Consider the following 26,792-nt stretch of genomic DNA (forward strand, 5'->3'; position numbering starts at 1 on the left):
CTTTTCGGATATTCCGCAGTGTCATTCCCAGATGGTTGTCAGCAGTTACGCCCTCCCCCCTCTATCCGGTGATTTCAGATGTGGAAAAAGAAACAACAATATTTGATTTGATCCGGGGAGTGCGAAAAACAATTGCGGACAGCACGCCTGCCGCGGAAAAGGAAGAAAAATGAATATCTACGTCGGAAACATGGCCTACTCGATGACCGAGGACGAACTGCGCGACCTCTTCAGCAACTACGGCACCGTCAGCAGCGCCCGTCTGGTCACCGATCGCGACACCGGCCGCGCCAAAGGTTTCGGCTTCGTCGAAATGGCCGACGCCAATGAAGCCAACGCCGCGATCGAAGCGATCAACGGCACCAAGCAGGGCGGCCGCGAACTCGTGGTCAATGAAGCCCGGCCGCGCGAAGAGCGTCCCCGTCGCGAAGGCGGTTTCGGCGGCGGCAACCGCGGCTTCGGCGGCGGTCGTCGCTTCTGATTGCCGTTCCACGGAATCCAAAAAATCTCCGGTACTTTCGAGTCCGGAGATTTTTTTTGTTTTTTTTCACTTCATGATTTGACAAATTCCAAACAGTCAATATAGTACCGGGTGTTTGAGAGTATCGGAAATATTCAGATAACGGAGGTAAAAAATGGCTACAGTTTGTCCCTATTGCAATATTGAAGTGAGTGAAAGTTCCATTGAGGCCGAAGACGGCTGCTGTCCGGAGTGCGGCTCCGTAATCAGCGCGACCTCCTCCTTTCTCGGCGAAAACGATGAATTCGACGAATTTGAACCGGGGGAAGATCAGGATATCTTCGACGACCTTGATGACGACGAAGATTTCGAGCGCGGCGCTTTTGACGGCGACTTCGAGGATGAAGACTTCGAGGATGAAGAATTCGAAGATGAAGAATTCGCCGAAGAATTCGAAGACGAAGAAAACTTCTGACCGCCAGTTACCTCAAATGCCGGAAGCCGCATGGTTTTCCGGCATTTTTTGTCCTCTCCTCCTCCCTCGCCCTGGCCGCTCCGAAAAGAGCGAAATCCCCGACGCTGTTTTTACTCCAGACCTTCGAATTGCATGTAATAATACTTGGCGTAGATGCCGTTGCGTTCCAGAAGCTCGGAATGGGTCCCGCGTTCCGCAATGCCGTGGTTCGCGATCACGACGATCTCGTCGGCCTTGCGGATGGTGCTGAGGCGGTGGGCGATCACGACGGTGGTGCGGCCGCTGGCCAACTGTTCGAGCGCGGCCTGAATGTGCCGTTCACTGTCATTATCCAGTGCAGAAGTTGCTTCGTCGAGAATCAGAATCGCCGGATTCTTCAGAAATACCCGCGCAATTGAGATACGCTGCTTCTGCCCGCCGGAGAGCCGGGTGCCGCGCTCACCCGCCGAAGTATCATACCCTTCCGGCAGGCTCATAATGAAATCGTGGATGTTCGCCCGCTTCGCGGCTTCGACGATCTCCTCGTCGGTGGCGCCGGGTCTGCCGTATGCGATATTCTCCCTCAGGGTGCCGCCGAAGAGATAGACCTCCTGCTGTACGATGCCGATCGCGCTGCGCAGGGATTTGCCGGTCACGTCCCGCACGTCGTTGCCGTCGATTTTCACGGCTCCGCCGGTCACGTCGTAAAAACGCGGAATCAGGGAGCACAGGGTGGTTTTCCCGCCGCCGGAAGGACCGACCAGCGCGATGGTCTTGCCGGCGGGGATGGTCAGCGACACATGCTCCAGCACCGGATTTTCGGGAGTATAGGAAAATGACACGTCGTCCAGCTCGATTTCACCGGTGATTCTCCCCAGCGGCCGGGCGTCAGGACTGTCCTCGATTTCCGGCTGGGTCTCCACCACTTCGGTGAAGCGGCGGAAACCGGAGTACCCCTTCTGGAACTGTTCGGTGAAGTTGATCAGCACTTCGATCGGATTCAGGAAGATGCCGACATACAGCGCATAGATCGCCAGTTCGGAAGCCGCCAGCGTCCCCTGCGCCACGAAATAGCCGCCGGAAACCAGAATCGAAATATAGAGCAGCCCCTGAAAGAAGCCGTTCCCGGCATGGAACACCCCCATCAGCTTGTAGCTGCTGACCTTGGAGGTCAGGAACCGGCCGTTGCAGTCGGCGAACTTCTCGCGTTCGATCTCCTCATTCGCAAATGATTTCACCACCCGGATGCCGGAAAGCGAATCCTGTACCTGGGCGTTGACCCCGGCGATCTTCTTGCGGTTGTCGAGGAAGATCGCCCGCATTTTCCGGTTCTTGCGGTAACTGAATACCGCCATCACCAGCGTCACCGCAATCAGGATCAGGGTCATCTTGAAATTGATGAACATCAGGATCGTGAAAGCGCCGACGATCTTCAGCGTCGAGATGATCAGGTTCTCCGGGCCGTGGTGGGCAAGCTCGGAGATGTCGAAGAGGTCGGAAATCAGTTTGGCCATCATCACGCCGGTGTTGTTCCGGTCGTAATAGGAAAAGCTGAGCCGCTGATAGTGGTCGAAGAGGTCCTGCCGCATGTCGGACTCCATTCTGGCTCCCATCACATGCCCCCAGGTGGTGATGTAATACTGGCAGAAATAACGCAGGATGTACATTGCCAGCAATCCGGCGCCGATCCAGGCCAGGGCGGGCAGGATCGCCTCACGTCCGCGGGTATAAAGGCCGTGGGTCAGCACATTCAGAATCTGCGGGAAAGCCAGATCGATCACGCAGATCGTCAACGCGCACAGCGTGTCGGTATAGAACATCCAGCGATAAGGCCGGTAGTAACGGATGAATTTGCGAAGCACCTGCATAAAAATATTCTCCGGAGGGATAAAAAAACTGTTTGTCGGTTGGTTAATATACCCGAATCATTCGACAAAGTCAATCCGGTTTTCTTGAGTTTTGCGGAAACGGCGGTATAGTATACGGATTGCGACGGACCGGGGAGAACTTTTGTCATGTCTTTCAAACTGATTCTGCTGATCATGGCGGCCGGAGCGTTCGGCACGCTCTGCCGGGTGGCGTCGATCCGCTTCCTGACCGCAGCCTGCGGCGATACGCTGCCGTTCGCGACGATGGCGGTCAATATTCTCGGCTCCTTCATCGCCGGACTGGTCTACGTGCTGCTCCGGCAGAAGTATGAAGGACTGGCTCCGTATCTGCCGGTGGTGATGCTCGGCTTTCTCGGCGCTTTCACCACCTTTTCCACCTTTGCGCTGGAAAACGCCCACTTTCTGGCCGCCGGTTCCTGCGGCCGGGCGGCGGTCAACATCCTGCTCCAGAATTTTCTCGGCATCGCCGCCGCCCTCGGCGGCCTTTTCCTCGGCAGGGCATTCGTCTAGATTCCCCTCCCCCTTTTCCATAACTTTGAAATTCTGAAAGTCAAGTTGTTCCGGCACTAAATTTCAGTAAAAATTATCAGAAAAAGTTCCGGCGCCGTAAACTGTTTGCCCTGCGTCAATAACGGAAACACCGGCCGTTTCCGCTCCCGGAATCGCGCTTGCAATCACAATATATGGGGCTATATTGCAAATCCGACATACAAGATATGGTATTTCAAGACAAAGAGAAGGGGGGAAAGATGATCAAGAATATCGTAAAACGCGACGGCCGAGTGGTTTCATACGACGACGGCAAAATCGTGCGCGCCATCCAGAAAGCGATGGATGCCGCCGGCCACACCGCCAAAGCCGGGGAAGCAGCCATCATCGCCGCCGCCGCCAGCGCCATCGTCGAAGAAAAATGCCCCGGCAAAGCGCCGCAGGTGGAGGATATTCAGGACGCGGTGGAAATCGCGCTGATGCGCAACGGCCTTGAGGAAGTCGCCAAAAGCTACATTCTCTACCGCGCCGAACGCACCCGCACCCGCGAGATGAAGACCGGCCTGATGAAGATTTTCGACGAACTGACGTTCGCCGCGGCCAACGATTCCGACATGAAGCGCGACAACGCGAACATCGACGGCGATACCGCGATGGGCACCATGCTCAAATACGGCTGCGAAGGCGCCAAGGATTACTATGAAAAGCATCTGCTGACCCCCGAGCAGTCGGCGGCGCACCGCAGCGGCGACATCCATATCCATGACTTCGACTTCTACGCGCTGACCACCACCTGCTGCCAGATCGACCTGCTGAAACTCTTCAAGGGCGGTTTCTCCACCGGACACGGCTTCCTGCGCGAACCGAACAACATCCAGAGCTATTCGGCGCTGGCCTGCATCGCGATTCAGTCCAACCAGAACGACCAGCACGGCGGCCAGAGCATCGTCAATTTCGATTACGGCCTCGCCCCCGGCGTGGCCAAGACCTACAAAAAGCTCTATCTGGTCAACCTGAAGAAAGCGGCGGAAATCCTCGCTCCGAGCCGGGAACTGTCGCTCCGGGATTTCAAGACGATGGCCGCGGAGATCGAAGCGGTCTCCGGCCTGAAGCCGCAGCTCGGCGGCAATGCCGAATATGAGAAACTGGAGCTGGCCAAGCTGACCGCGCTGCTCGGTTACGAGGACAGCGCCCGTCAGGCGCAGGCTTTCGCGATCAAAAACACGGAGGGCGAAACCGACCACTCCACCTATCAGGCGATGGAGGCGCTGATCCACAACCTGAACACCATGCACTCCCGGGCCGGCGCGCAGACGCCGTTCAGCTCGATCAATTACGGGATGGACACCACGCCGGAGGGACGCATGGTGATCAAAAATGTGCTGCTGGCGACCGAAGCGGGGCTCGGCCACGGTGAAACGCCGATCTTTCCGATCCACATTTTCCGGGTCAAGGAGGGGATCAACTACAATCCGGGCGAACCGAATTACGACCTTTTCCAGCTGGCCTGCCGGGTCAGCGCGAAGCGGCTTTTCCCGAACTTCTCCTTTGTGGATGCGCCGTTCAATCTGCAATATTACCGCGAGGGCCATCCCGAAACCGAAATCGCCTACATGGGCTGCCGCACGCGCGTGATCGGCAATGTGTACGACAAGACCCGCCAGATCACCAACGGGCGGGGCAACCTGTCGTTCACCTCGATCAACCTGCCCCGGCTCGCGATCGAATCGCACGGGGACGAAAAACTGTTCTTCGAAAAGCTCGACGCGATGATGAACCTCGTCGCCAAGCAGCTCTCCGACCGGTTTGAAATCCAGGCGAAGAAGCGGGTCCGCAATTTCCCGTTCCTGATGGGCCAGGGAGTCTGGATCGACTCCGAAAAGCTCAGGTTCGACGACGAGGTCCGCGAAGTGCTCAAGCACGGCACCTTGTCGATCGGCTTCATCGGGCTGGCCGAAACGCTGGTCGCGCTGTACGGCCACCATCACGGCGAGAATGCCGAAATGCAGCAGAAAGGGCTGGACATCATCCGGCACATGCGCGAATTCACCGATGCGATGTCGGAGAAGACCGGCATGAACTACACGCTGCTGGCGACTCCGGCGGAGGGGCTTTCCGGCCGCTTCATCCGGCTGGACAAAAAGAAATACGGCCTGATTCCGGGCGTCACCGACAAAGAGTACTACACCAACAGTTTCCACGTGCCGGTGTACTACCGGATTTCGGCATTCGACAAGATCGCGAAGGAGGCGCCGTATCATGCGTTGACCAATGCGGGGCACATCTCCTACGTCGAACTCGACGGCGACACCTGCGAAAATCTCGAAGCGTTTGAAACCATCGTCCGCGCGATGCACGACGCCGGAATCGGTTACGGTTCGATCAACCATCCGGTCGACCGCGACCCGGTCTGCGGCTACAACGGCATCATCGGCGAGGTCTGTCCGCAGTGCCACCGCCACGAGGGCGACAACGGCGTCGGCTTTGAACGGATCCGGCGGATCACCGGCTATCTGGTCGGCACGCTCGACCGTTTCAACAACGCCAAGCGCGCCGAAGAACACGACCGGGTCAAACACGGTATCCGCCGTGATTGACGTCGCCGGCTTCGAGGATGACTCGATCACCAACGGCCCGGGTCTGCGCTTTGTGCTTTTCGTGCAGGGGTGTCCGCACCACTGCAAGGGCTGCCACAACCCGGAGACCTGGGCATTCGGCGAAGGATGCAAATACTCCGTCGAAGAAATTCATACGAGAATCCGCCGCAACCCGCTGCTGCGGGGCGTGACTTTTTCAGGCGGAGAACCGTTCAGCCAGGCCGCCGAACTGGCCCGGCTGGGCCGACTGGTCAAGGCGGACGGGTACGAGCTGGCGGTCTATACGGGTTTCACCTTCGAGGAGCTGTACGCGGCCTCCTCCCCCGCCGTGCATGAACTGCTTGAACAGACGGATGTATTGGTCGACGGCCGTTTCGAACTGCTGAAACGGAATCTGCTGCTGCGCTTCCGCGGCAGCTCCAACCAGCGGGTGCTCGACGTTCCCGCGTCATTGCGCGCCGGAACCGCCGTCGAAATGCCTTTCGGCCGCTGGCGTACCGAAGGCCGCTGATTTCCACCGTCAAGCGCCGCCAGCTTCCCCCGCATACTGCTTAGTTCATGAAATAAACGACTGAAACAGCTGTTTTTTTCATGATTCAACCTGTTTCATCTTGCTTTTTTCCGTTCTTTTCGGTATAATTACAACCGGGAAACAACAAGGAAAGCAGAATGACGAAGCCATTGACAGTTCGCGATATCGCAGAGAAGGCAGGCGTTTCGCTGGGTACGGTCAGCCGGGTGATGAACAACGCCGCGAACATCGACCCCGCGCTCAAGGAGCACACGCTCACCGTAATCCGTGAGAACAACTACATCCCGCTGCGCCGTCCCCGCCGGAACACCCGCCGGAACGCGGCCGAAGGCGGCAGGATCGCGGTGCTTTTCTGCGATATGCCGCATCAGTGGAACGAATCCTACTTCTCCCGCTCCTACGCCGCCGGAATCGAAGCCGTCTGCACCGCCTACCGGGTCGAAACCGAATTCTTCACATTGCAGGACCTTTGCGGCGATACTTTTTTCAGGCGGCTGGCCAAGTTCGACGGAGTCCTGATCAAGCATAACTTCGGCCCCGGCGATCCGAGGGCGGAGCGGATTAACGCGCTGGCGGAAAAAATTCCCGTGGCCGGTTTCGGCACAAACTTTCCCCATTGCCGCTATTCCCAGACCTTTCTGGACAACCATTCCGCCGGAGCGCTTGCCGCCCGGGAGCTGATCGGGCGGGGGCATCGGGTGATCGCCTTCATCAATCCCAACCCGGAAAGTGAAATGCTCCGTTCCCGGGGCGAAGGCTTCCGGGAAATGATGGAACAATCCGGCTTATGGCGTCCGGAGCTTTTCATCTCCCGCAAGCTCGCGACCGTCGCGGCTCCCGATCCGGACCCCGTTCCGCCGCTGCTCGGCGGCACTCTGGAGCGGCTTCTCGCCTTCCCGGAAAAGGTGACCGCGGCCATCGTCGCGAACGACTGGGGCTGCGTCGGCCTCTACCGCGCCTGCGCCGAACGCGGCATTTCCATTCCGCAGGAGCTGAGCATTCTCGGCTTCGACAATCAAATCTCGATCTGCGCCAGTTTGAATCCTCCGCTTTCGAGCATCAACAACCCGCTGGCCGACATCGGGAAAACGGCGGCGATCGAACTTTTTTCCCGCATCGACGCCCGCAAGCGGGAACTGGCGCTTCCGGTCAGCCGCCGCATCCTCTCCGGAACCCTGATCGAGCGCGGTTCACTTTCCCGGCTTACCCGCAATTCAAATAACAACAACGCAATCACAGGAGAACAAACCCGATGAAACTCCCACTTCACACACAGCCCGGACGGCGCTCCATCAGCGATTTTACCCTGATTGAGCTGCTCGTGGTGATAGCGATCATCGCGATTCTCGCCTCGATGCTGCTGCCCGCTCTCAACAAGGCGCGGGATAAGGCCAAGGCGACCCAGTGCCTCAGCAATCTCAAGCAGTGCGGTGTGGCGATGCAGCTGTACATCCGCGACTTCGAGGACTGGACGCCGGAAGCGACGCCGGTCCAGTACGGCAGCGACTCCTCCTGGGGGCGGCTGTTCGAAGACCTCGCCTACATCCCGAAGCCGAAAAACGGCCGGCAGACCATTCTGGTCTGTCCGGCAAACCGGGGGAGCTTTGAACACTATTCCTGGAGTTATGCAATGCGCGGCACCCATACCGCCCCTTCATACAGCACGCACTTCAAGGCAGTGGGGCCGACTGTCGCGGATTCGGGCAATGCCGCCAAGAATACTGCTCCGAACCGCGTCCGGGCCACTCCCTCGGAATTTCCGATCATCTTTGATGCGCTGACCATCGTGGACGGCGGCCGGAACATCTGGGCCGCCAGCGCTCTGGCCAAACGCGACGACCTCGGACTGCTCCACAACCTGCGCGCCGGTTTGCTGTTCTTCGACGGCCACGCGCAGTTCGACCGGAAAAAATTCAGCGGTTATTTCTTCAACGGCCGTACCGCGGATGCCCCTGACGTGAAAATCGACCTGCCGCAATAATTTCAAAATCACCTCTGTTCAGAAAGGATTTCTTATGATCGCACCGTTTTGCAAACGACTGCTTCTCAGCTGTCTGGCTGTGCTCGTCACCGCCGGAACGGCACTCGCCGCCGACGTCACCATCACGGCGAAAACGCCGGATGAACTCCAGCAGAAACTGCTGGAAGCCGCCAAAAACAAGGTGAAAAAAGTCAGGATCGCTCCCGGAGTGATCCGCGGCGGCGCCACCGGCCGGGATCACCTGCTGTTCCTGAAAGGGCTTCAGGATATGGAGATTGACGCCACCGGGGTAACGCTGGCCGGCACCGATCCGACCAAAGGCGGGGTATTCCTGCGCGACAGCCGGAGAGTAACCCTGCGAGGCTTGCTCTACTACAATGAAGTCCCGCCGTTTACGCAGGGGCGCGTGCTGAAATTCGATGAGAAGCAAAGCACGCTGGAGGTCGAAATCGATGCGGGCTACCCCGCCCCCGATGCCGACAGCGTGGGATATTTGTTCGATCCCGAAACCCGCCGCTGGAAGCCGGGCGTTTACGACATTTACTACAACAAGGTGTTCAAACGTTCCGGCCGGGTCTACGGCATCCGGGTAAATGCGGATATGCCCGCAAAACTGAAAACTGACCTGACTCCGGGGCGGGACCTGATCGCCATCCGGGGGAAACAGGGAAAAATGGCAATCACCTTCGACGTCTGCGAAGGCTGCCGGCTGGAAAAAGTCACCATAAAATCGGCCGGAGTCTTCGGCGTTCAGGAATCCGGCGGCAACGGCGGAAACTATTACAATTACACCCTGACCTACGGGCCGCGACCGAAAGGCGCGTCAAGCGATCCATTGATCTCCTCGGTGGCCGACGCGTTCCACTCCGGCGGCGCCCTCAAGGGACCGACGCTCGAAGGCTGCGTGCTCGAAGGAATGTGCGATGACGCGGTGCCGATCCATTCCAGCTATGCACTCGTAATGCAGGCCGCGGGGCGCAAACTCTATTACGTCGCCCGGCAGAACGCCAACCAGTTCAAGCCCGGCATGCGCATACGGCTTTTCGACCCGGAACAGCGTTTTCTCGCGGAAGCCGTCGTCGAAACCACCGGAAAAGCGGAACGGGACTTCCGGCTGCCTCACCTGCCCGCCGACAAGCTCGTCTACTACCGGCTCGAAAGCGACCGCGACCTGCCGGTGATCCCCGCCGGAGCCCGCCTCAGCACGCCCGACACCGCCGGCAGAGGCTTCGTCGTGCGGAACTGCGTGATCCGCAACCACCGGGCCCGGGGCTTCCTGATCAAGGCCGACGACGGCCTGATCGAAAACAATCTCGTCGAAGGCTCCACCGTGGCCGGACTGATCGCCACGCCGCAATTCGGCTGGAACGAGTCCTGCTACAGCCGGAACCTGACGATCCGCAACAACATTTTCAGGAACACCGCCTATTCGACCGGCGTGACCAGACCGGATTCATACGTTCCCGGCGCATTCAGCATCAAATCCGACGCCCCCTCGAAAGGCCCCGCCGGTTACGGCCACCGGAACATCAGAATCATCGGCAACACCTTTGAGAATCAGGACGGGATGAACATGCACCTTGACAATGTCCAGGACATCCTGATCGAAGGCAACCGCTTCATCCGTCCCCACCGGAACCCGTGCGACCGCGGCAGGGCGCGCGGCTACAATCCCGACGCCCTGATCTTCGTCGACAATGCCGAACGGGTCACTTTCAGGGACAACCGGGTCGAAGCGCCCGGCCCCTATTTGAAGAAGCTACTCGAAATCGGCAAAAACACCGCCGACATCACGGACGCCGGGGATGGAATCGTAATCCTGAAGGAGCGCTGAACGCCACCTCCCCGCCGCAATTCCGCTTCCGCCGGTTCATTCCGTTCCGGGAGCGGAATTTTCCTTTTGCCGCCGCAGCCGCTCCCAGTAGGCGAGACGGCGGCGGATTTCACGCTCGAAGCCGCGCTCGGGGGGATCGTAGAACTTCCGGCGCGCCATTTTATCCGGGAAGTAGTTCTGCCCGGAAAAAGCCTCCGGCGTATCGTGATCGTACCGGTAGCCGTCGCCGTAACCGATCGCCTTCATCAGCTTCGTCGGCGCGTTCAGGATATGCGCGGGCGGCGTCAGCGAACCGTACTTTTTCGCGGCCTCCTGCGCCAGGCCCCACGCTTTGTAGGCGCTGTTCGACTTCGGGGCGGTGCCGAGATAGATCACCAGTTCCGCGATCGCCAGTTCGCCTTCCGGGGACCCGAGCCGCTCATAGGCATCCCACGCCGCGATCGCCATCGGCAGCGCCTGCGGATCGGCCAGGCTCACATCCTCCATCGCGAACCGGGTCAGGCGACGCAGCAGGAAAAGCGGGTCCTCGCCGCCGGCCAGCATCCGCGCCGCCCAGTAAAGCGCGGCGTCGGTATCGGAGCCGCGCAGCGATTTATGCAGTGCGCTGATCAGATTGTAATGTCCCTCGCGGTCCTTGTCGTACACGGGAGCGCGCTGCTGCACGATCTTCAGCACGCCGGCGGCGTCCAGCGTCCGCCCCGCCGGGGTCAGGTCGAACACGCTTTCGAGCAGGTTGATCAGGTAGCGTCCGTCGCCGTCTGCAAGCTCGATCAGCGTCTTTCGCCCCTCCTCCGAAACCGGCAGCGGACGATCCAGAATCCGTTCCGCCCGCCGGACGATCTCCGCCAGAGCCTCCGCATTCAACGGATTCATCACAAATACCTTGCAGCGCGACAGCAGGGCGCTGTTCAACTCAAAAGAGGGATTTTCGGTGGTTGCGCCGACCAGAATCACCGTGCCGTTTTCCACATAGGGCAGAAAGCCGTCCTGTTGCGCCCGGTTGAAGCGGTGAATCTCATCGATGAACAGCAGCGTCCCCTCCCCGCAGCTCCGCCGCTTCCCCGCCACCTCGAAGGCTTTGCGCAAATCCGCGATGCCGGAGAACACCGCCGACAGCGCGACGAAGTGGAGGCTGGTCCGGGTCGCCATGATCCGGGCCAGCGTGGTCTTGCCGCAGCCGGGAGGCCCCCACAGAATAAAACTGGCCAGCCGCCCGGAATCGATCATCCGCCGCAGCGGCGCATCGGGCCCGAGCAGATGATCCTGCCCGACGATTTCGTCGAGCGACGCGGGCCTCATCCGGTCCGCCAGCGGCCGCCCCACCCCGGCGGAAAACAGTGTCTCTTCTTCCATTGCTTCAGCGTCTCCTTATGGATAATCTACCACCAAACCTGAAATATTCCAGTTGCTTTTCAGGTTTGGAGCCGGTATATTATCGTTCTTTCAATTTCGGAACGGGATCATGACGATATCGCAATGCAAGGGGATCGGCTGGGCTCTGGTCAGTGTTTTCTTCTGGGGGACCATGTTCCCGGTCGGCCGTTTTCTGGTCGCGGGCGGCCGCATGGACCCGGCGGTGCTGGGGTTGCTCCGCTTCGCGATCGGCGGCGCTTTGCTCTTCGGCGCCGGGATGCTGATCTGCCGGGAAAGGATGTTCCAACTCCGGCGCGCCGACTGGCTCCGGCTGCCGTTTCAGGGGCTGGTCGGAGCCGCGCTGATGGCGCTGTTCCTTTTCGTCGCCCAGCGCGAAGTCCCCGTGATCAACGCTTCGATGCTCGAAGCGATCGTGCCGCTGCAGATTTTCGTGATCGGCCTCTGCTGCGGCCGCCGGAGTTCGCTGCTGCAGTTCGCGGGGCTGGCGGCCGGCTTTATCGGCTGTTTGCTGGTGCTGCGCATTCTCTCCGCCGACGGCATCGCGCTGAAATCATTGAAATTCGGCGATCTGCTGATTTTCCTCTCCGGCCTCTGCTGGGCGGTCTACACGGTCTGGGGGCGCGAGGCGAGCAACCGGCTCGGCGGATGGGTGTTCAGCAGCTGGACCGTGCTGTGGGGCGCGGCATGGCTGGGAGTTTATCTGTGCTTTCAGCCCGGCCCCCTCCGCTGGCCCTCCGGCTGGATCAGCTGGGGCTGGGTCATCTACTTCGCCATCGGCCCGACCGCCCTCGCTTTCTACGGCTGGAACCGGGCGCAGCATTATATTTCACTGGCGCTGCTCGGTTTGAACGAATATTTCGTGCCGATGTTGGCCGCCGCGTTCGGCTTTCTGTTTCTCGGAGAACGCATCACGCCGCTGCAGCTGCTCGGCTCCGTGGTGATCATCGGAGCGGTGCTGATCGAGCCGGACCTTTTGCCGCGGAAGCAAAAATCCCCGGAAGCGCCGCCTCCGGGGATTCGCTGAATCAGGCGTTCTTCTTCGCCCTTTTTTCCGCCCGCTTTTCTTTCAGCGTCTTGGTCGGTTCTTTCTTGGTTTCCTTCTTCATGTCTCTGCTTTTGCTCATACCGCACCTCCTTTGGTAGTTGGTTGCCTGATCAGAAGTCCAACTTGAAATAGTTGAACAAATGGGTTTTCCGCCAGCCCAGCGATTCGTAGAACTTCATCGCCGGCAAATTCTTATCGTCGCAGTTGAGCTGCATCCGGGTTGCTCCCCGCCGGTGCGCCCACTCCGCGGCGGCCTCCAGCAGCAGCCGGCCGATCCCGCGCCCCCGGCATTCCGGGGCCAGCACCAGGTCCTCGACATGGCAGGAGTACGCCCCCTGCGCGGTCGAGACCAGCAGTTGAAGTCCGCACAACCCGACCGGCCTGCCGCCGAGTTCCGCGACCAGCAGCTCCGCCAGCGGCGAATCGAGCATCAGCTTCAGCCCGGCGACCTGCCGCGCGGTATCCGGCTTAAAATCCTGCTCGATTTCAAACAGCAAGTCTAACAGGGTGCTCAACTCCGGCAGCTCTCCGGGCCGGGCGGAGCGGATCGTCACTTCCTCCGGCATAAGCTCACCTCGGGAACCGGTCCGTCCGGAACGGGGTTGCAGGCAAGCCCGCACTGTTGTACAGATTCGCCTCTTCCGGATTGTCCGCCCAGGCATACCGCACCGCGACCGGATCGCTGACCTCCGGCGAGGACACCCGCACCGAATTTTCCACGATCTGCGCTTCTGCCTCCTTGAACACGCCGTCGGCTCCGGCGATCACAAACCCCTTCAACCCGGTTCCGTGCGCGGTCAGACCGCTCCCGATATGGTCGAACCAGACCCGGATCGCTTCCGCTTCGCGCACCATCTCCCGGTACACCGGCCCGGAGCCGATCACCGGCTGCCGGTAAGCCTGTTCCAGCGCCGCCAGCGCCAGCCGCTCGCCGACCTCCGCCTTGCGGCGGGGATGAATATCGGCAGCCTCGCCCAGGTCCAGCGCAGACGCGGCCAGATTGCCGGTCGCCTGCGCGGCGCGGCTCTGCGCCTCCCGGATATAGGGCCACGCGGCAGCATCGTCATAATCGGCGGGATTCCGGAAACCGGCCAGCAGCACCTGCAGGAACGGGAAATCCCCCTGTCCCCAGCGAAAACGCCAGTCGGCGATCAGATCGCGCATCAGCCGTTCGTAATACTCCGGCGCGCTCTCGTTGGATTCGCCCTGATACCAGATCACGCCCCGCATCGCCATCGGAATCAGCGGCCGGATCATATTGTCGAACAACATACAGTAGCTGTTCGGATTGCCCGGCCCCATCGCCTCTTTCAGCGCATCGACCCTCGGATATTCAAACTCCGGCTTGAATTTCCACACGCCGCCCAGCGCGACCGGAGCGCGCTCCTCGCCCGCCGGCGCAATCCACATCTTATCCGCCGCGCCGTGCAACCCGCCGTTGTAGACAAACGAGTAGTTTCTCACCGCGATCACCGCCCTGCCCGCCTTGACCAGTTCCGCCGGAATCCGGTAGCACCGGGGAACGGCCCAATGCTTCGTTTCATATCCCTGCCCGGTGCGCCCGATCTCGACGCCGTTGAAATAGGTCACGTCATGCTTGTCGATCGCGCAGAGGCTGAGCACCAGCTCACTCCCCTGCCACGCGGCCGGGATTTCGATTTCGCGCCGGAACCAGACCACGCCGTTGATGTCGAGGCCGAGGTCTTTCCAGAAGCAGGGCAATTTCCCGGTCCGCCAGCCGGAATCGTCGAATTCCGGCGACGCCCAGCCGTCGGTCACTCCCCGGTTTTCCGGTTCCGGCGGCAGGATCCGACGGAACCACGCCAGCTCTCCCCCCGGACAATGCTCCACGGAAAGCTCCTCGGCGGAAAGCGATTCCCACATGCCGGGAGCGTTGAGATTCCGCTCGTAAGCCTCCACCCTCGCCGCAAAATCCGGATTCCGGACCAGCGTTTCGCGGCTGGTCCACGCTTCGGCGACCGTGCCGCCCCAGTTGGAGGAGACGATCCCGACCGGCACATTCAGCTCCCGGTGCAGCTTGCGCGCGAAGAAATATCCGACCGCAGACCATCCGGCGACGCATTCCGGCCCCGCCACCTGCCAGTCGGCAGCGACATCGGCCATCGGAACAGGCTGCGCCCGCTGCGGCACGGTCAGCATGCGCAGCTGGGGCAGCTTTCCGGCTTCCGCCCGCACCGCTTCGCACTTCGACGGCAGCTCTTCGATTTTCAATTCCATGTTGGATTGTCCGCTCGCGATCCAGACCTCTCCGACGAGGATGTCGGAATAGGCGACCGTCTCTCCGGAACTTTTCACCCGCACTTCCAGCTTCAGCGGCCCGCCCGCCGGGCGCGGCGGGAAGCGGAACACGAACCTGCCGTCGTCTCCGGCCCGTGCCACTGCCGGAACGCCGCCCAGACTGCCTTCCACAATTTCAAAAGGTTCCGTCCACCCCCAGACCGGAATCGCCCGATTCCGCTGCAGGACGGCGTGATTGCCGAACAACTTCGATAGCTTCAACATTTTCAACCTCAAACATCAGAAAAACACCTTCTCCACTTGCGGAAAAGAGAATATACGCTGTTAAATCTATAATACAATGGGAAAAAAGCAAGCAGATCATTTGTAAAAACGAAATATTAACCTATTTTAATAAGCAAGACATCCGGAAGGGCGGCCCTTCGTAACCGGTTCTTCCAACAACGCTGAATGATTGAAATGAACCACTGGAAACTCGACAACATTTTCGAATGCCTGCGGCAGGCGGGTGCTGTCGCGCTCAAATTCCGTTGCGCTGCCGAGGTGGCGTTGAAGCCGGACCACACGGTCGTCACCATCGCCGACCGTGAAATCGAAGCGATGCTGGCCGCAAAATTCAACCGCCCCGAAGCCGGTTGCTATATGATCGGCGAAGAGAGCATCGCCGAATGTTCCGAAGCCTACCTGCAGGAAGCATTCCGGAACCTCTGCTACGTCGTCGACCCCATCGACGGCACCGCGCCCTACTCCACAGATGTTCCGCTATGGGGAATTTCAATCGGCCTGATGGAGAACGGCGTACTCACGGAAGGAGCAATCTACCTGCCCGGCCCCGATGAAGCCCTCGTCAGTTGCCGAGGGACCATCTGGAGCGCCAAAAGGCTTCAGGGAAATTCTCCTGAAGTGGCGCCGTTTGAAGCGGTCCGCACACCGCTCGGCCAGGCCGGGCACATCAGCGTCGGCCAGTTTGCGGCCAAGCACTGGGACATCCGGCTCCCCAACCAGATTTTCGCGTGGTCCAGCTGTGTCGGCTCCGGTTATTATCTGTTGAAGGGGCTGTTGCTGGCCTACGTGCTGCGCAGCAAGCTCTGGGATCTGGCGGGCGTGATGCCGCTGGTGAAAGCGGCGGGCTTTGAAGCGCGTTTCCCGGATGGCGCCCCATTCGATTTCCGGATCGCGTCAGGCGGCCAGTTTGCATTGGATGCCGCCGGCCCGCACCGCTGGCGCCTCAATGACGATCTGATAATCGCACCGGACCGCGAAGCGATCGACTACATCCGCAATCATGTAACACTCATTCAAGTATAAAGAGTCCTCATGTCAACAGCAAAAAATATCCCTGCCCAAGCCGGAACCGCCCTCTATCTGGTCAGCCTCGGCTGTTCTAAAAATCTGGTGGACACGGAAGTGATCGCCGGCACCTTGCTCACCTCGGGGCGCACGCTCGCTTTCGAGCCGGACGAGGCGGACTTGTACGTGATCAACACCTGCGCCTTCATCCCCGCCGCCCGCGACGAAGCTCGCGAAGCGATCGAAGACGGCATCGTCTGGAAACAGGAAAAGCCGGGACGGCTGCTGGTAGTCGCCGGCTGCCTGACCGAGTGGGACAAAGACGGTTCCGTCCGTAAGGAATACCCCGAGGTCGATCTGTGGACCGGAGTCAATCAGGTTGCGGAGATCGCCAGACTGCTCGACCGCCAAAGCACGCTTCCTGAGAATGCGGAAGAACCGGTTTATCTTTACGACGACTGCACGCCGCGCCTGCAGCTCACCCTGCCGCACCTCGCCTATCTGAAAATCGCGGACGGCTGCAACAACCGCTGTACCTATTGCAGCATTCCGGGAATCCGCGGCCGGCTCCGTACCCGGCCGATGGAATCGGTGGTCCGGGAGGCCCGCAACCTGATCGAAGGCGGAGTGCGGGAACTGCTGGTGATCGCTCAGGATATCACGGTCTACGGCAATGACCGCCCGGAATCCGGCGACACGCTGGCCAGACTGCTGACCGCCCTGAATGCGCTGGAAGGCAACTTCGTAATCCGGCTGCTCTATACTCATCCGGCCCACTATACGGAGGAATTCATCGACTTCATGGCGCGGGGAAACACCAAAGTGCTGCCCTATCTGGACATCCCGCTGCAGCACATCTCCGACCGAATCCTGAAACAGATGAACCGCCACGTGACCCGGAAGCAGACCGAAGAACTCCTGACGAAACTGCGCGAGCGGATTCCCGGCCTGACCTTGCGCACCACTTTCATCACCGGCTTCCCCGGCGAGACGGAGGAGGAATATCAGGAACTCAAAAGTTTTGCAAAGAAATTCAAGTTCGAACGCTGCGGCGTCTTTCCCTATTCGCCTGAACCGAGAACTCCGGCCGCCGCCTTCCCGGATCAGGTTCCGGCGGAGCTTGCGGAACAGCGTTCCACGGAACTGATGAAGCAGCAGATTTCGATCATGAAAAAGCTCAGTAAAAATCAGGTCGGCAAAACAGTCCGGGTGCTGGTGGATGATGTGGATGAAAACGGAGCGGTCGCGCGCGGGGCAATGGACGCGCCCGAAATCGACAATGTGATCTATATCCCCAAACCGAAACGGCTTAAACCGGGAAAGTTCTGCCTGGTGAAAATCACCGGTACGGACGGCTGCGACCTGATTGCGGAACTGGTGAAATAATATTTTTCAATAAAATCACAGAAAAGAGAATGACATGAATCTTCCCAACATACTGACTATCAGCCGGATCGTGATGGTGTTGATTTTTGTGGTGCTGGCGACTCTGGCCAATGTCGGCTGGGTGGATGCTCACTGGGTATTTACCATGCGCCTGACTGCCTATGCACTGGCAATTCTGGCCGGAGCGACCGACCTGCTGGACGGCTATCTGGCCCGCCGCTGGAATCAGGTCACTGATTTCGGAGCGCTGATGGACCCGTTAGCCGATAAGATTTTCGTGACGGCGACGATGCTGATCGCGGTGGAATACCGTCTGATGCCGGCCTGGATCGCGGTGGCGGTGCTCTGCCGGGAATTCATGGTCACGGGGCTGCGGACGCTGGCGGCGAAAAAGCAGGTGGTGATTTCGGCGGACCGCTGGGGAAAGCTCAAAACCGCGCTGCAGATGGTGATGCTGGCGATTGCGGGAGCGTCCTGGGTCTGGGAATTTGACCTGTACAGCGAAAAATGGTTCCATATCCGGCTGTGGTATGTGTGGAATGCGTATCTGTGGGGTATTGTGCTGGTTACGGTGCTTTCCGGGCTCGGTTACTTCATCCGCTTCCGGCATCTCTTTCTGCACACGGATGAAAAAAGTGAGAATTAAGCAGGATTTGAGCTTGAAAAATATTTCCGGCGGATTATATTTATGCCATGTCAACGGAATTTGACATGACTCAAAACCGGAGAGATGGTCGAGTGGTCGAAGGCGCCACATTGGAAATGTGGTGTGGGGAAACTCACCGAGGGTTCGAATCCCTCTCTCTCCGCCATAGAAAAACAACGCACCTCATTTGAGGTGCTTTTTATTTTTCTGACGGCCGTTGCCCGGGAGAATACGGAATCTGCCAGTCTGGAGTTTGCAAACACCCCAATATGTATTATTTTCATTATTATTTTTTTCAAATTTTCGCTTCGTAGTCCAATCCGGCACTTGACGAAACAAGCTGACTGATGTATCATTACCGAGCCTTCTTGTTTTTCCGACAGCCCAAGATGCTGTTACGGACAAGCTGGCTCTTTGTTTACGCTTCAAAGTTTGTCAGGACAGATGCGAAAGGAGACATCAATACAACATTATCAGAATTAAAAACTGTCAAGTACCGTGACGAAATTTCGTACAGCACCAAATTCAGGACAATAACAAGCAATTAAAATCACCGGAGCTATGATATCATGGAAATGAAAATCAGGAAGAACCGCCTGAAGACACTGATGATGCTTATCGCTGTCACGGCGGTCATCACCGGATGCCAATCGGGAAAACCTGCGGAGAAAGAATCAGGTACGACTTTTGCGAAAGATGCACTGACTCCTTTTGTCCAGAGCGGACAACTGCCGGGAGCAATCAACGTTTTTTATAAAGACGGCATTCAGGAGACCGCCTGCGTCGGCTATGCCGATGTTGCGGCCAAGCGTCCGATTACGATGGATGATGTTTTTATGCAGTGCTCGCAGACAAAAGGGTTCTGCGGCGTCACGATCGCCATGCTGGTCGAAGAAGGCAAAATCTCCCTGGACGACCCCGTTTCAAAATACCTGCCTGAATTCAAGGAACTCTGGGTGTTGGCCTCCAACAAAGATGGCGTAAAAACGCTGGTCAGGGCGAAAAATCCTCTCACCATCCGCATGGTCATGAATCACACCGGCGGTTTCCCGTTCGAGATTTCCGCGAAGCAGGGCAACATCAAGGGCGGCGGCTGGAGCGGCGGCGCTCCGCTCCGGCAGACGGCAGCCATCGCGGCCGCTTCTCCGCTGCTGTTTGAACCCGGAACAAAAACGCAGTATTCCAACACCGGCATCGACATTGGCGCGGCGATCGTTGAGGTCGTAACAGGACAGCGTTGGGAGGATTTCCTCCAGGAGCGGGTATTAACTCCGCTGGGAATGAAATCCAGTTCGTTCCGGCCGAGCGATCAGGCTCTTGAAACGCAAATCGAAATGTATGACTGCGTAAAAGACGCTCCGGCGAAATACCGGCTGCAGAATGACATGCAGCAGCGTCCCTATAACGATTCCCATGTCTTTGCATCGGCGGGCGCGGGACTTTGGACGACGGCAAACGACCAGCTCAAGTTCTACAAGATGCTGATGAATCTCGGCGTGGGCGAAAATGGGGTGAGGATTCTCAAGGAGGAAACCGTCAAAGAGCTGCTTGCCAAGTCGACCCGTCCGAAAGGGATGGGCGGCTATTCCCTGGGCCTCAGCGCGCCGGAAGAGGACAAGGAGGACTCCTGGTTCGGGCATGGCGGCGCATGGGGCACGAACTGCATGGTCAACTGGCACCGCAAGGAATTGAAGCTGTGGGTCGTGCAGCTTTGCGGAAATCCGCGCCCCTGGGACGCGGCTCGTTCTGAAGCGGAGAAAAAGTTCTTCAAATATGTCATCGACAACACCGATGCCAATGCCTACACCGGTCGTACCAAATAATTTTTGTTTATGACCCGATTATCCCCGGGGCAAGACTCGGGGATATTTGTATTACTCTGATTTTCCACAACTTGTAAACGGGCCGGATTCATGCAGAGGAGAAGGAAATCTGATCATTGCAGTTCAGCTTGGATTTTCTCCCGGCGGCGGAACTCGCCGGGGGGCCGGCCGCATTCGCGGGCGAAAAGCCGGTTGAAGTAAAATTCATTGGAAAAACCGACTGCCGCCGCCACTGCCTTCAAAGGCATCTCCGTCGTGCGCAGCAGGTTGCAGGCGCGCGTCAGGCGTTCTTCCAGCAGCAGGGCATGAAACGGCTTGCCGAAGTGATACTTCACCAGATGGCAGGCGTGACTCCGCGAGAGGTTCATCCAGCGGGCCAGTTCGGCCAGTCCGACCGGTTCATGTGCGTGATCCTCCAGAAAACGGCGGATGCGGTCGGCGTTTCCGACCGGAACGCCTCGCCGATCGTGGGAAAGGTCCAGATAGTGCCGGATCCCCTGCCCGAACAACAGCAGTTCCCGGGCCAGTTCCTCAAACAGCAGGTCATCGGCCTCCGGCATATCGGAGCGGATGGTGCGCAGTTCCGGCGGAATGCAGTCCGGGATCTCGGCTCCGGGCGACCGGAACCCTCCGGCGTAGATCAGCAAAATCAAGGTGCCGTCGCGTTCAATCGGCACGACCAGCTCTGAAACACCTTTCCAACAATCGTGCCGGAAAGGGCGTTTCGCACCGCTTGCGACCGCCTCGGCTTCGACCATGCACTGCTGATGGCAGCGCCGGTTCCAGTTCTCTTGCTTGAAGCGCCCGGCAATGCAGTATGGGTGCATGTGCATATTGCGTCCCGGGAAGAGCGGCCTTCCCGCCGAATCGTTCAGCATCCCCCGGCAGTCATGGATGGTCAGCGCAATGCCGAAACGTTTCTCAAGATCATTTAAGGCCATCGCCAGCGCCCGACCGGGAGAGTGTGGATCAATTCCATCGATAAATTTCATAATATTGTGTCTTACAGCAATTTTATATAAAGATACAGCATTTTTCTGCATTTTCAACTTTGTTGATTTCAGGTATAATAAAAATAAAACCGAAAGGAGCAACTGTAAATGGACTATGACGTGATCATCGCCGGCGGCGGACCGGCGGGAATCGGGGCCGCCTATGCCGCGGCGGAGGCCGGAGCGAAAATCTTGCTGGTGGAACGGTACGGCCGTCTCGGCGGCACGGCGATTCATTCACTGGTCGGTCCGCTGATGGGCGGCGTCGAAAGCCGGATCGTCCGGGAAGTGACTCAGGCGCTCGGCGGCTGTACGGTCGACTTCCAGAAGGCGGACCTCCAGCTTTACGATCTGCTCACCGCCAAAGGCGTTGAAATCCTGCTCCATGCCACAGTCGTCGACGTACTGCGGGAGGCCGGAAGACTCAATGGCGTCGTCCTGAACTGCCGCGAAGGAAACCGGAGCCTGACCGCACGTACCGTGATCGATGCGACCGGAGACGGCGAGGTCGCGTTCCGCGCCGGAGTGCCGTTTGAAACCGGGCGCGAAAGCGACGGCCTGACTCAGCCGATGAGCATCATGTATACGATCGGCAACATTGATCCGGCCCGCCGCTTCCTGTGTTGTTCCGAAGAACAGGCGCGTCAGGTGATGGTGAACGGCCGTACCTGGGAAGAAATCGTGATGGAGGCGCGCTGCCGGGGAGAACTGCCTGAATCCGTGGGCGTGATCCGGCTCTACACGGCCCGCCGCGCCGATGAAAACATCGTCAACGCGACGCAGGTGAATTTCCTGAACGGACTCCTCTCCTCCGACCTGACCAAGGCGGAAATCGAAGGACGGCGACAGGCGTTCGGGATTCTGGAATTTCTGCGCCGCACCCTGCCCGGCTATGAAAACGCCTGTATTTCCGGCATGCCCGCCGCAATCGGCGTGCGTGAGACCCGCCGTTTCGAGGGGATGGCACGGCTCGAAAAAGAAAATTGCCTGCAAGGAACCCGTTTCTCGGATGCGATCGTGCGCCGCGCGGCTTTTCCGATCGACATCCACAATCCGGCCGGCTGCGGACAAGCCGCCGGACACGATGAGAACGAGGTCGGCACCGCCGAACGCGGCAAACCGTATGACATTCCGTACGGTGTGCTGGTGCCGCGCCGCCTGAACGGTCTGCTGCTGGCGGGCCGCTGCATCAGCGCCTCCCACGAAGCGCTTGCCAGCTGCCGGGTGATGTGTATCGCGATGGCGCTGGGAGCGGCGGCGGGGGCGGCGGCAGCCTATGCCTCCCGGCATAACTGCGAAGTGCGCGACGTTCCCCCGGCGGAACTGGCGCCTTTGTTGTTCGACCGGGAATAGTCCCCCGGCAGCGGGAGCGGTAAACGCACTTACCGTTCCCGCTGCTCCTTCCGCCACCTGCCCCAGCGGCAGTAGCTGAGGCCGATCATTGCAGGCGGCAGCGTCGAAAGCGCCATACCCCAGCAGACTCCGGCAAAGCCCCATTCCAGACAGGTGCTGAAGAACCAGCAGAGCAGCAGCCGCAGTATCACCGCCTCCAGCAGCGCGTTGAACAGCGCCAGCGTCGGCGCCCCCGTGCCGGTCGCAAAGGCGTCGCACACATACATCACCGCATAGGCCAAGCCGCTGAAGGAGCTGAAGATCCGCAAATACAGCACTCCAGAGCGGACCACCTCCGGATCACTGTCGAAACAGCCGATTATCTGTCGGGCGAAGAGCTGGATCAGGATTACGGCGATTCCGGTGGAAATCAGCCCGAACCGGATTCCGGTCCGGGCGGTTTCGGCGGTTCTGCCCACCTCCCCCGCCCCCAGATTCAGGGCGGCCATCGCAGTGACCGCCTGTCCGACCGCCCAGCAGGGCATTCCGGCCAATGTGCTGATCTTGAGGCCGATTCCGGCGGCGGCCGCCGCCGTGACGCCGTAGCGGTTGAACATCCCCGTCACCAGCAGGAAAGCCAGATTCACCACCACCATCTGCAAGGCGGACGGAATGCCGGTCTTCAGGATGCCGACGGTTGTCCCCAGCCGCGGCAGGAAGTCCCGCCGGCCGAAGCCGCGAAAGAACTTCCGGCGCTTCAGATAAAAAAGCCCGGCCAGCAGCGCAGCCGCCTGCGCCGTCACCGTCGCCCACGCCGCTCCGGTGACGCCCAGCTTCCACACGCCGACCAGCAGCAGGTCCAGTATGATGTTCACCGCCGCCGCAATCGCGACGAAAAGCAGCGGCCGCCGCGAATCCCCGAGGCCGCGCAACAGGGCGCACACCGCGTTATAACCGAAAACGCATAAGGTTCCGCCGCTCAGGATGTTCATATATCCGCACGCCTGTTCCAACGCTTCCTCCGGCACCTTCATCAGCAGGAATACGCTCCGGCTGAACCACCAGCCGCCTGCCGTCACCGGCAACGCCGCCAATGCCGTCACCGCGAACAACGTTCCAACCGTCGCGCGTTCCGCCGTACGGTCGCCGCCGCCGCGGGCCCGCGCCGCCAGCACGGTTCCGCCGATGGTGATGCCGATGCCGATGCTGGTGATGATAAAACAGAGCATTGAAGCGTTGCTGACCGCCGCCAGTCCCGAACTGCCGACATAACGGCCCACCACGACCATGTCGGCGATGTTGTAGCAGGCCTGCAGCAGGTTGGCGAAAAACAACGGGACGGTGAACTTGAAGAGCTGTTCCGACACCTTCCCGACCGTAAGATTCTGTTCTGATTCTTTCATAATTCCGATTCTTTTCAAAAAAAATGCAAAAAAGCCGTGGACGAAACTTCGTCCGCAGCTTATTGCATTCCGACACGACAGCCCCTGCCGTTCGGCGGATTTACCCGCCGGACAGTTTGCCGATGAAAAGAATTCAGTTTATTCGCGCCCCGGACAACGTCTCACCGTCACCATTGCCGGAGCCTGCTTCAATGCAGAATTTTCCCAGAGTCAGATCGAACATGATTTTCGGATTTCTCACGATATTGAACAACGCCCAAAATAGCATGGTTTCGTCCCTTTGTCAAATCAGCGGCGGTCCGGCATCCTATCGCCGTTCGACGGAGACTCCCGACAGCGAGCTGATCCAGGGCTGTTCCGGGTTGTGCTGGGCGAAACTGATCCGTACATACCGGGTATCTGCGGCCAGCGACACGGGAGAAAACGCATATTTCCGGAACGGTCCATCCGCCAGCAGTTTAAATTTCGCCTTGACCGGAGTGAAGACGGTGTTGTCGGGCGATTCCTCCAGTTGGAACCATTTTTCCGGCCGGCCGGGGTTGGCCTGCTTCCAGAGGAACACCTGAAATTCCAGCTTGCGGAAACCGTTCGGCCTGTTTGCGTCCACCGTCGCCAGCGGCAGAAATTTACCGGACAGGTCATGGCGGTAACCACCCGGAAAATAGAGGTGGAGACGGTCGCTCTGATTGAAGTGCAGTTGCGGGTTGGTCATATCGTAGCCGTGGAAACCATGCTGCGAGAACGGCATGATCTCGCGATAGTTCTTCTCGACCAGCAGCAAAGGTTCCGGCCGGACCGGAGCAAGCTTGCCGGCATGGATGCCGAAAAGCCGCGCATTGGCCTCCTTGACCGACGCGATCATTTCCCGGTAGGGACGGTCGGTCACATCGATCAGGCCGAAGTTGAACGCCTCGTTGTCATGGCCGCGGCTGGTGAGCGGCTGGTCGTACATCAGAAAGTATGCGGTGCCGACGCAAAGCGGTTCCGCCGCCATGCGTTCCGTGCTGTACTGGAAAGCGCGTCCTCGGTCGCGGTGCGAGGCGACGATGCTTTTGCGGTCTCCGAACGGCCTGAAGCCGCGCAGGGTGGTGGTAAAGGAAAATTCCAGTTGAGCGTACGGCTTATCCAGTCTCTTCAGCACGGGAAGAACGAAATTGAGAATCCAGGCGTTGTTCATATCGTAAAGATGCAGCGGGACGATGTCGACGAATTCCGCCGCTCCCTCGATCCAGCGGATATCCTGCTTGGAACAGTGCGAGGCTCCCAGAAAAAGATGGTTGGGATCGTAAAGGCGGATCAGCTGCCGCAGGGTGGAATGATACCGCTGCGACGATTTCAAGATGAATGCATCCAGTTCCCGGGAGGGCACTTTCCTGAAATCCAGTTTTTTCAGCATCAGCCTATCAATGGATTCCTCCGGAAGACCGAAGAATTTTCCCGGTTTGCCGCCGGTTGCGGCGGCAAGCTGCTCCAGCAGCGCCCGCTTGGCATGAGATTTCCCGGAGACGTCCTTCAACCGGACGTCGACGGAGTGGCGGTTCCAGCCGCTTTCATTGGCGAGCTGATAACCGATCAGAAAGGGATTGTTCTTCAGCCCGGCGCACATCGTCTTGATCTGTTTCTCCGCGGAGCGTTCGAAATCGGGATCATAGGGGTCACGGATCAAAAGCCCCTGATCCCACAGAAACGGCATCTCCTTGACGACAAACGGATTGTTCCATTTTCCGATGGAGTTGAATCCCCACGCCAGCAGACGTCCGGTCGTCAGGTCCATCCAGCGTTTATGGTAGTCGGGACCGTATTTTCTCCGGATATTGGCGGTGAGGAAACTGACGCATTTTTTATCTTTCGACCATGCCGCCGGGAATTGTCCGGGATCGGGAACGCCTTCCGTGAAGAGATCGCGCCGTGAACCATCCGGCCGGTTTACCTGCGTAAAATAGCCGTGCTCGTTGTAGGGAACGCCGTCCACGCCCTGCAGATAGAAGAGATTGCCTTCCGGAGTCACCAGCCACCAGCGCCCTTCGACCTTTTCGACCCGGAAAAAACCGGTCGCCCGCAGCGTCCGGCCGCTTCTGACGCCGCCGTAGCGGTCGAAACGGCCCGACTCCCTTTTGACGCCGGCCAACTCCTTTGTTTCCCGCTCCAGATCGTTCCGCAATTCAGAATCGTCGCTCACTTTTTCCGGCCAGTCAACTTCGGCGGCCTGACCGTACCGGTCGACCGGAGCCGCGGCAAGGTGAACGCCCGCAATCAGCGAAAGAAAGAATAAAAAACGTTTCATCGGGGAGCTTCCTCTCAAAAAGTGATGGTGATATTCTGGGTACAGGGATAGGCTTCTTTCCATTTCTCCACATTGCCGCTTGCCACGTGGCCGTCGAGCATGGCGCCGTTGGCCTGACCGCCATGGCGCGCCAGCGGCATGTATTTCGGCCATTTATCGGGACATTGCGCGTGGTTCGCCGGCTGGATCCGGCCGGCGCTGGTCTTCTGAGCGCAGTCGCTGATCATCATCAGTACGGAAGGTCTGGCGATGCGCGTCACTTTGACGGATTTCCCGTAATGGGTAAGGGTATGCGTGCCTTCGGCGCTGAGGCCGATTCCGCCGCCCCAACCCGGAAATTCCTGAACGGCGGGACAGACGAATATGCCTTTTTCCGGATCGCCGTTGAGTTCTTCGCTGGTTCTGTCTTTGGCGGTATTGGACCACCCCGGAACCGGCAGGTAACTTCGGGACAGCAGATTGACCCACCAATTCCCCCACATCCCGGGCGCCTCCCAGCCGGCGGCCAGATTGAACGGCGTCAGGTGGTCGTTGTTGTCATTGGTGTACATCAGCTCCGCCTGGGCAATCTGGCGTTGATTGCCGATGCACCGGGTGGATTTGGCTCTTTCCCGGGCCGAATTCAAAGCCGGCAGCAGCATCCCCGCCAGAATCGCGATAATCGCAACCACTACCAGTAACTCAATAAGCGTAAACTTTTTCATCATCATCCTTTCTTCTTG

Annotated in this window: 22 protein-coding genes and 1 tRNA gene; 15 read left to right on the forward strand and 8 right to left on the reverse strand. The window is 59.0% G+C overall.

The window, feature by feature from the left end:
• Positions 1 to 169: 169 nt before the first annotated feature.
• The gene (locus C8D82_RS01045) at positions 170 to 481 is read left to right on the forward strand and encodes an RNA recognition motif domain-containing protein (protein WP_116882402.1); all 312 of its coding nucleotides are present in this window, start codon (positions 170 to 172) and stop codon (positions 479 to 481) included.
• 154 nt (positions 482 to 635) lie between these two features.
• On the forward strand, positions 636 to 935 hold the full coding sequence (locus C8D82_RS01050; RefSeq protein WP_116882403.1) for a hypothetical protein: 300 nt from the start codon (positions 636 to 638) through the stop codon (positions 933 to 935).
• Positions 936 to 1,045: 110 nt separating this feature from the next.
• Here C8D82_RS01050 and C8D82_RS01055 read toward each other — a convergent pair whose 3' ends face one another.
• Entirely contained in the window at positions 1,046 to 2,782 is a 1,737-nt protein-coding gene (locus C8D82_RS01055; protein WP_116882404.1) for an ABC transporter ATP-binding protein, read from the reverse strand.
• A gap of 147 nt (positions 2,783 to 2,929) precedes the next feature.
• Here C8D82_RS01055 and C8D82_RS01060 point away from each other — a divergent pair, with 147 nt between their 5' ends.
• From C8D82_RS01060 to C8D82_RS01085, 6 genes are all read left to right on the forward strand, one after another.
• Positions 2,930 to 3,313, forward strand: a complete 384-nt coding sequence (locus tag C8D82_RS01060) for a fluoride efflux transporter FluC (RefSeq protein ID WP_116882405.1) — start codon at positions 2,930 to 2,932, stop codon at positions 3,311 to 3,313.
• 239 nt (positions 3,314 to 3,552) lie between these two features.
• Positions 3,553 to 5,889, forward strand: a complete 2,337-nt coding sequence (locus C8D82_RS21500; protein ID WP_206212563.1) for an anaerobic ribonucleoside triphosphate reductase — start codon at positions 3,553 to 3,555, stop codon at positions 5,887 to 5,889.
• Positions 5,882 to 6,400 (forward strand): anaerobic ribonucleoside-triphosphate reductase activating protein, encoded by a 519-nt coding sequence (nrdG, locus tag C8D82_RS21505; protein ID WP_206212562.1) that lies wholly within the window; start codon positions 5,882 to 5,884, stop codon positions 6,398 to 6,400. The genes C8D82_RS21500 and nrdG overlap by 8 nt, the downstream gene beginning before the upstream one ends.
• A gap of 158 nt (positions 6,401 to 6,558) precedes the next feature.
• Entirely contained in the window at positions 6,559 to 7,677 is a 1,119-nt protein-coding gene (locus C8D82_RS01075) for a LacI family DNA-binding transcriptional regulator (RefSeq protein ID WP_116882408.1), read from the forward strand.
• A complete protein-coding gene (locus C8D82_RS01080; protein ID WP_116882409.1) occupies positions 7,674 to 8,402 on the forward strand; it encodes a type II secretion system protein in 729 nt (242 codons plus the stop codon). The genes C8D82_RS01075 and C8D82_RS01080 overlap by 4 nt, the downstream gene beginning before the upstream one ends.
• Positions 8,403 to 8,436: 34 nt before the next feature.
• Positions 8,437 to 10,236, forward strand: coding sequence for a right-handed parallel beta-helix repeat-containing protein (locus tag C8D82_RS01085; protein WP_116882410.1), 1,800 nt, complete (start codon positions 8,437 to 8,439; stop codon positions 10,234 to 10,236).
• A gap of 36 nt (positions 10,237 to 10,272) precedes the next feature.
• On the opposite strand, the gene C8D82_RS01090 is transcribed toward C8D82_RS01085, so the two are convergent.
• A complete protein-coding gene (locus C8D82_RS01090; protein ID WP_116882411.1) occupies positions 10,273 to 11,589 on the reverse strand; it encodes a replication-associated recombination protein A in 1,317 nt (438 codons plus the stop codon).
• A gap of 109 nt (positions 11,590 to 11,698) precedes the next feature.
• On the opposite strand from C8D82_RS01090, the gene C8D82_RS01095 reads away from it, so the two are divergent.
• Positions 11,699 to 12,634, forward strand: a complete 936-nt coding sequence (locus tag C8D82_RS01095) for a DMT family transporter (protein ID WP_116882412.1) — start codon at positions 11,699 to 11,701, stop codon at positions 12,632 to 12,634.
• A 131-nt stretch (positions 12,635 to 12,765) separates the two neighbouring features.
• On the opposite strand, the gene C8D82_RS01100 is transcribed toward C8D82_RS01095, so the two are convergent.
• Positions 12,766 to 13,221, reverse strand: a complete 456-nt coding sequence (locus C8D82_RS01100) for a GNAT family N-acetyltransferase (RefSeq protein WP_116882413.1) — start codon at positions 13,219 to 13,221, stop codon at positions 12,766 to 12,768.
• A 4-nt stretch (positions 13,222 to 13,225) separates the two neighbouring features.
• A complete protein-coding gene (locus C8D82_RS01105; protein WP_116882414.1) occupies positions 13,226 to 15,178 on the reverse strand; it encodes a sialate O-acetylesterase in 1,953 nt (650 codons plus the stop codon).
• Positions 15,179 to 15,373: 195 nt separating this feature from the next.
• Here C8D82_RS01105 and C8D82_RS01110 point away from each other — a divergent pair, with 195 nt between their 5' ends.
• The 5 genes from C8D82_RS01110 to C8D82_RS01135 all read left to right on the forward strand — a co-directional run bounded on the left by C8D82_RS01110 (position 15,374) and on the right by C8D82_RS01135 (position 20,059).
• Positions 15,374 to 16,222: an inositol monophosphatase family protein gene (locus C8D82_RS01110; RefSeq protein WP_165832749.1), complete on the forward strand. Its 849-nt coding sequence runs from the start codon at positions 15,374 to 15,376 to the stop codon at positions 16,220 to 16,222.
• A 9-nt stretch (positions 16,223 to 16,231) separates the two neighbouring features.
• Positions 16,232 to 17,590: a 30S ribosomal protein S12 methylthiotransferase RimO gene (rimO, locus tag C8D82_RS01115; protein ID WP_116882416.1), complete on the forward strand. Its 1,359-nt coding sequence runs from the start codon at positions 16,232 to 16,234 to the stop codon at positions 17,588 to 17,590.
• Between the two features lie 34 nt (positions 17,591 to 17,624).
• Positions 17,625 to 18,236, forward strand: coding sequence for a CDP-diacylglycerol--glycerol-3-phosphate 3-phosphatidyltransferase (pgsA, locus tag C8D82_RS01120; RefSeq protein WP_116882417.1), 612 nt, complete (start codon positions 17,625 to 17,627; stop codon positions 18,234 to 18,236).
• Between the two features lie 78 nt (positions 18,237 to 18,314).
• A tRNA-Ser gene (locus C8D82_RS01125) sits at positions 18,315 to 18,402 on the forward strand.
• A gap of 403 nt (positions 18,403 to 18,805) precedes the next feature.
• On the forward strand, positions 18,806 to 20,059 hold the full coding sequence (locus C8D82_RS01135; protein ID WP_116882419.1) for a serine hydrolase domain-containing protein: 1,254 nt from the start codon (positions 18,806 to 18,808) through the stop codon (positions 20,057 to 20,059).
• A 113-nt stretch (positions 20,060 to 20,172) separates the two neighbouring features.
• On the opposite strand, the gene C8D82_RS01140 is transcribed toward C8D82_RS01135, so the two are convergent.
• A complete protein-coding gene (locus C8D82_RS01140) occupies positions 20,173 to 21,051 on the reverse strand; it encodes a helix-turn-helix domain-containing protein (RefSeq protein WP_165832750.1) in 879 nt (292 codons plus the stop codon).
• A gap of 108 nt (positions 21,052 to 21,159) precedes the next feature.
• On the opposite strand from C8D82_RS01140, the gene C8D82_RS01145 reads away from it, so the two are divergent.
• Positions 21,160 to 22,404: an FAD-dependent oxidoreductase gene (locus tag C8D82_RS01145; protein WP_116882421.1), complete on the forward strand. Its 1,245-nt coding sequence runs from the start codon at positions 21,160 to 21,162 to the stop codon at positions 22,402 to 22,404.
• 29 nt (positions 22,405 to 22,433) lie between these two features.
• Here C8D82_RS01145 and C8D82_RS01150 read toward each other — a convergent pair whose 3' ends face one another.
• The 3 genes from C8D82_RS01150 to C8D82_RS01160 all read right to left on the reverse strand — a co-directional run bounded on the left by C8D82_RS01150 (position 22,434) and on the right by C8D82_RS01160 (position 26,780).
• On the reverse strand, positions 22,434 to 23,786 hold the full coding sequence (locus tag C8D82_RS01150; RefSeq protein ID WP_116882422.1) for an MATE family efflux transporter: 1,353 nt from the start codon (positions 23,784 to 23,786) through the stop codon (positions 22,434 to 22,436).
• 307 nt (positions 23,787 to 24,093) lie between these two features.
• A complete protein-coding gene (locus C8D82_RS01155; RefSeq protein WP_116882423.1) occupies positions 24,094 to 26,070 on the reverse strand; it encodes a hypothetical protein in 1,977 nt (658 codons plus the stop codon).
• Between the two features lie 14 nt (positions 26,071 to 26,084).
• Positions 26,085 to 26,780: a prepilin-type N-terminal cleavage/methylation domain-containing protein gene (locus C8D82_RS01160; protein ID WP_116882424.1), complete on the reverse strand. Its 696-nt coding sequence runs from the start codon at positions 26,778 to 26,780 to the stop codon at positions 26,085 to 26,087.
• Positions 26,781 to 26,792: the final 12 nt, after the last annotated feature.

The sequence above is a fragment of the Victivallis vadensis genome (assembly GCF_003096415.1).
Taxonomy (GTDB): Bacteria; Verrucomicrobiota; Lentisphaeria; order Victivallales; family Victivallaceae; genus Victivallis; species Victivallis vadensis.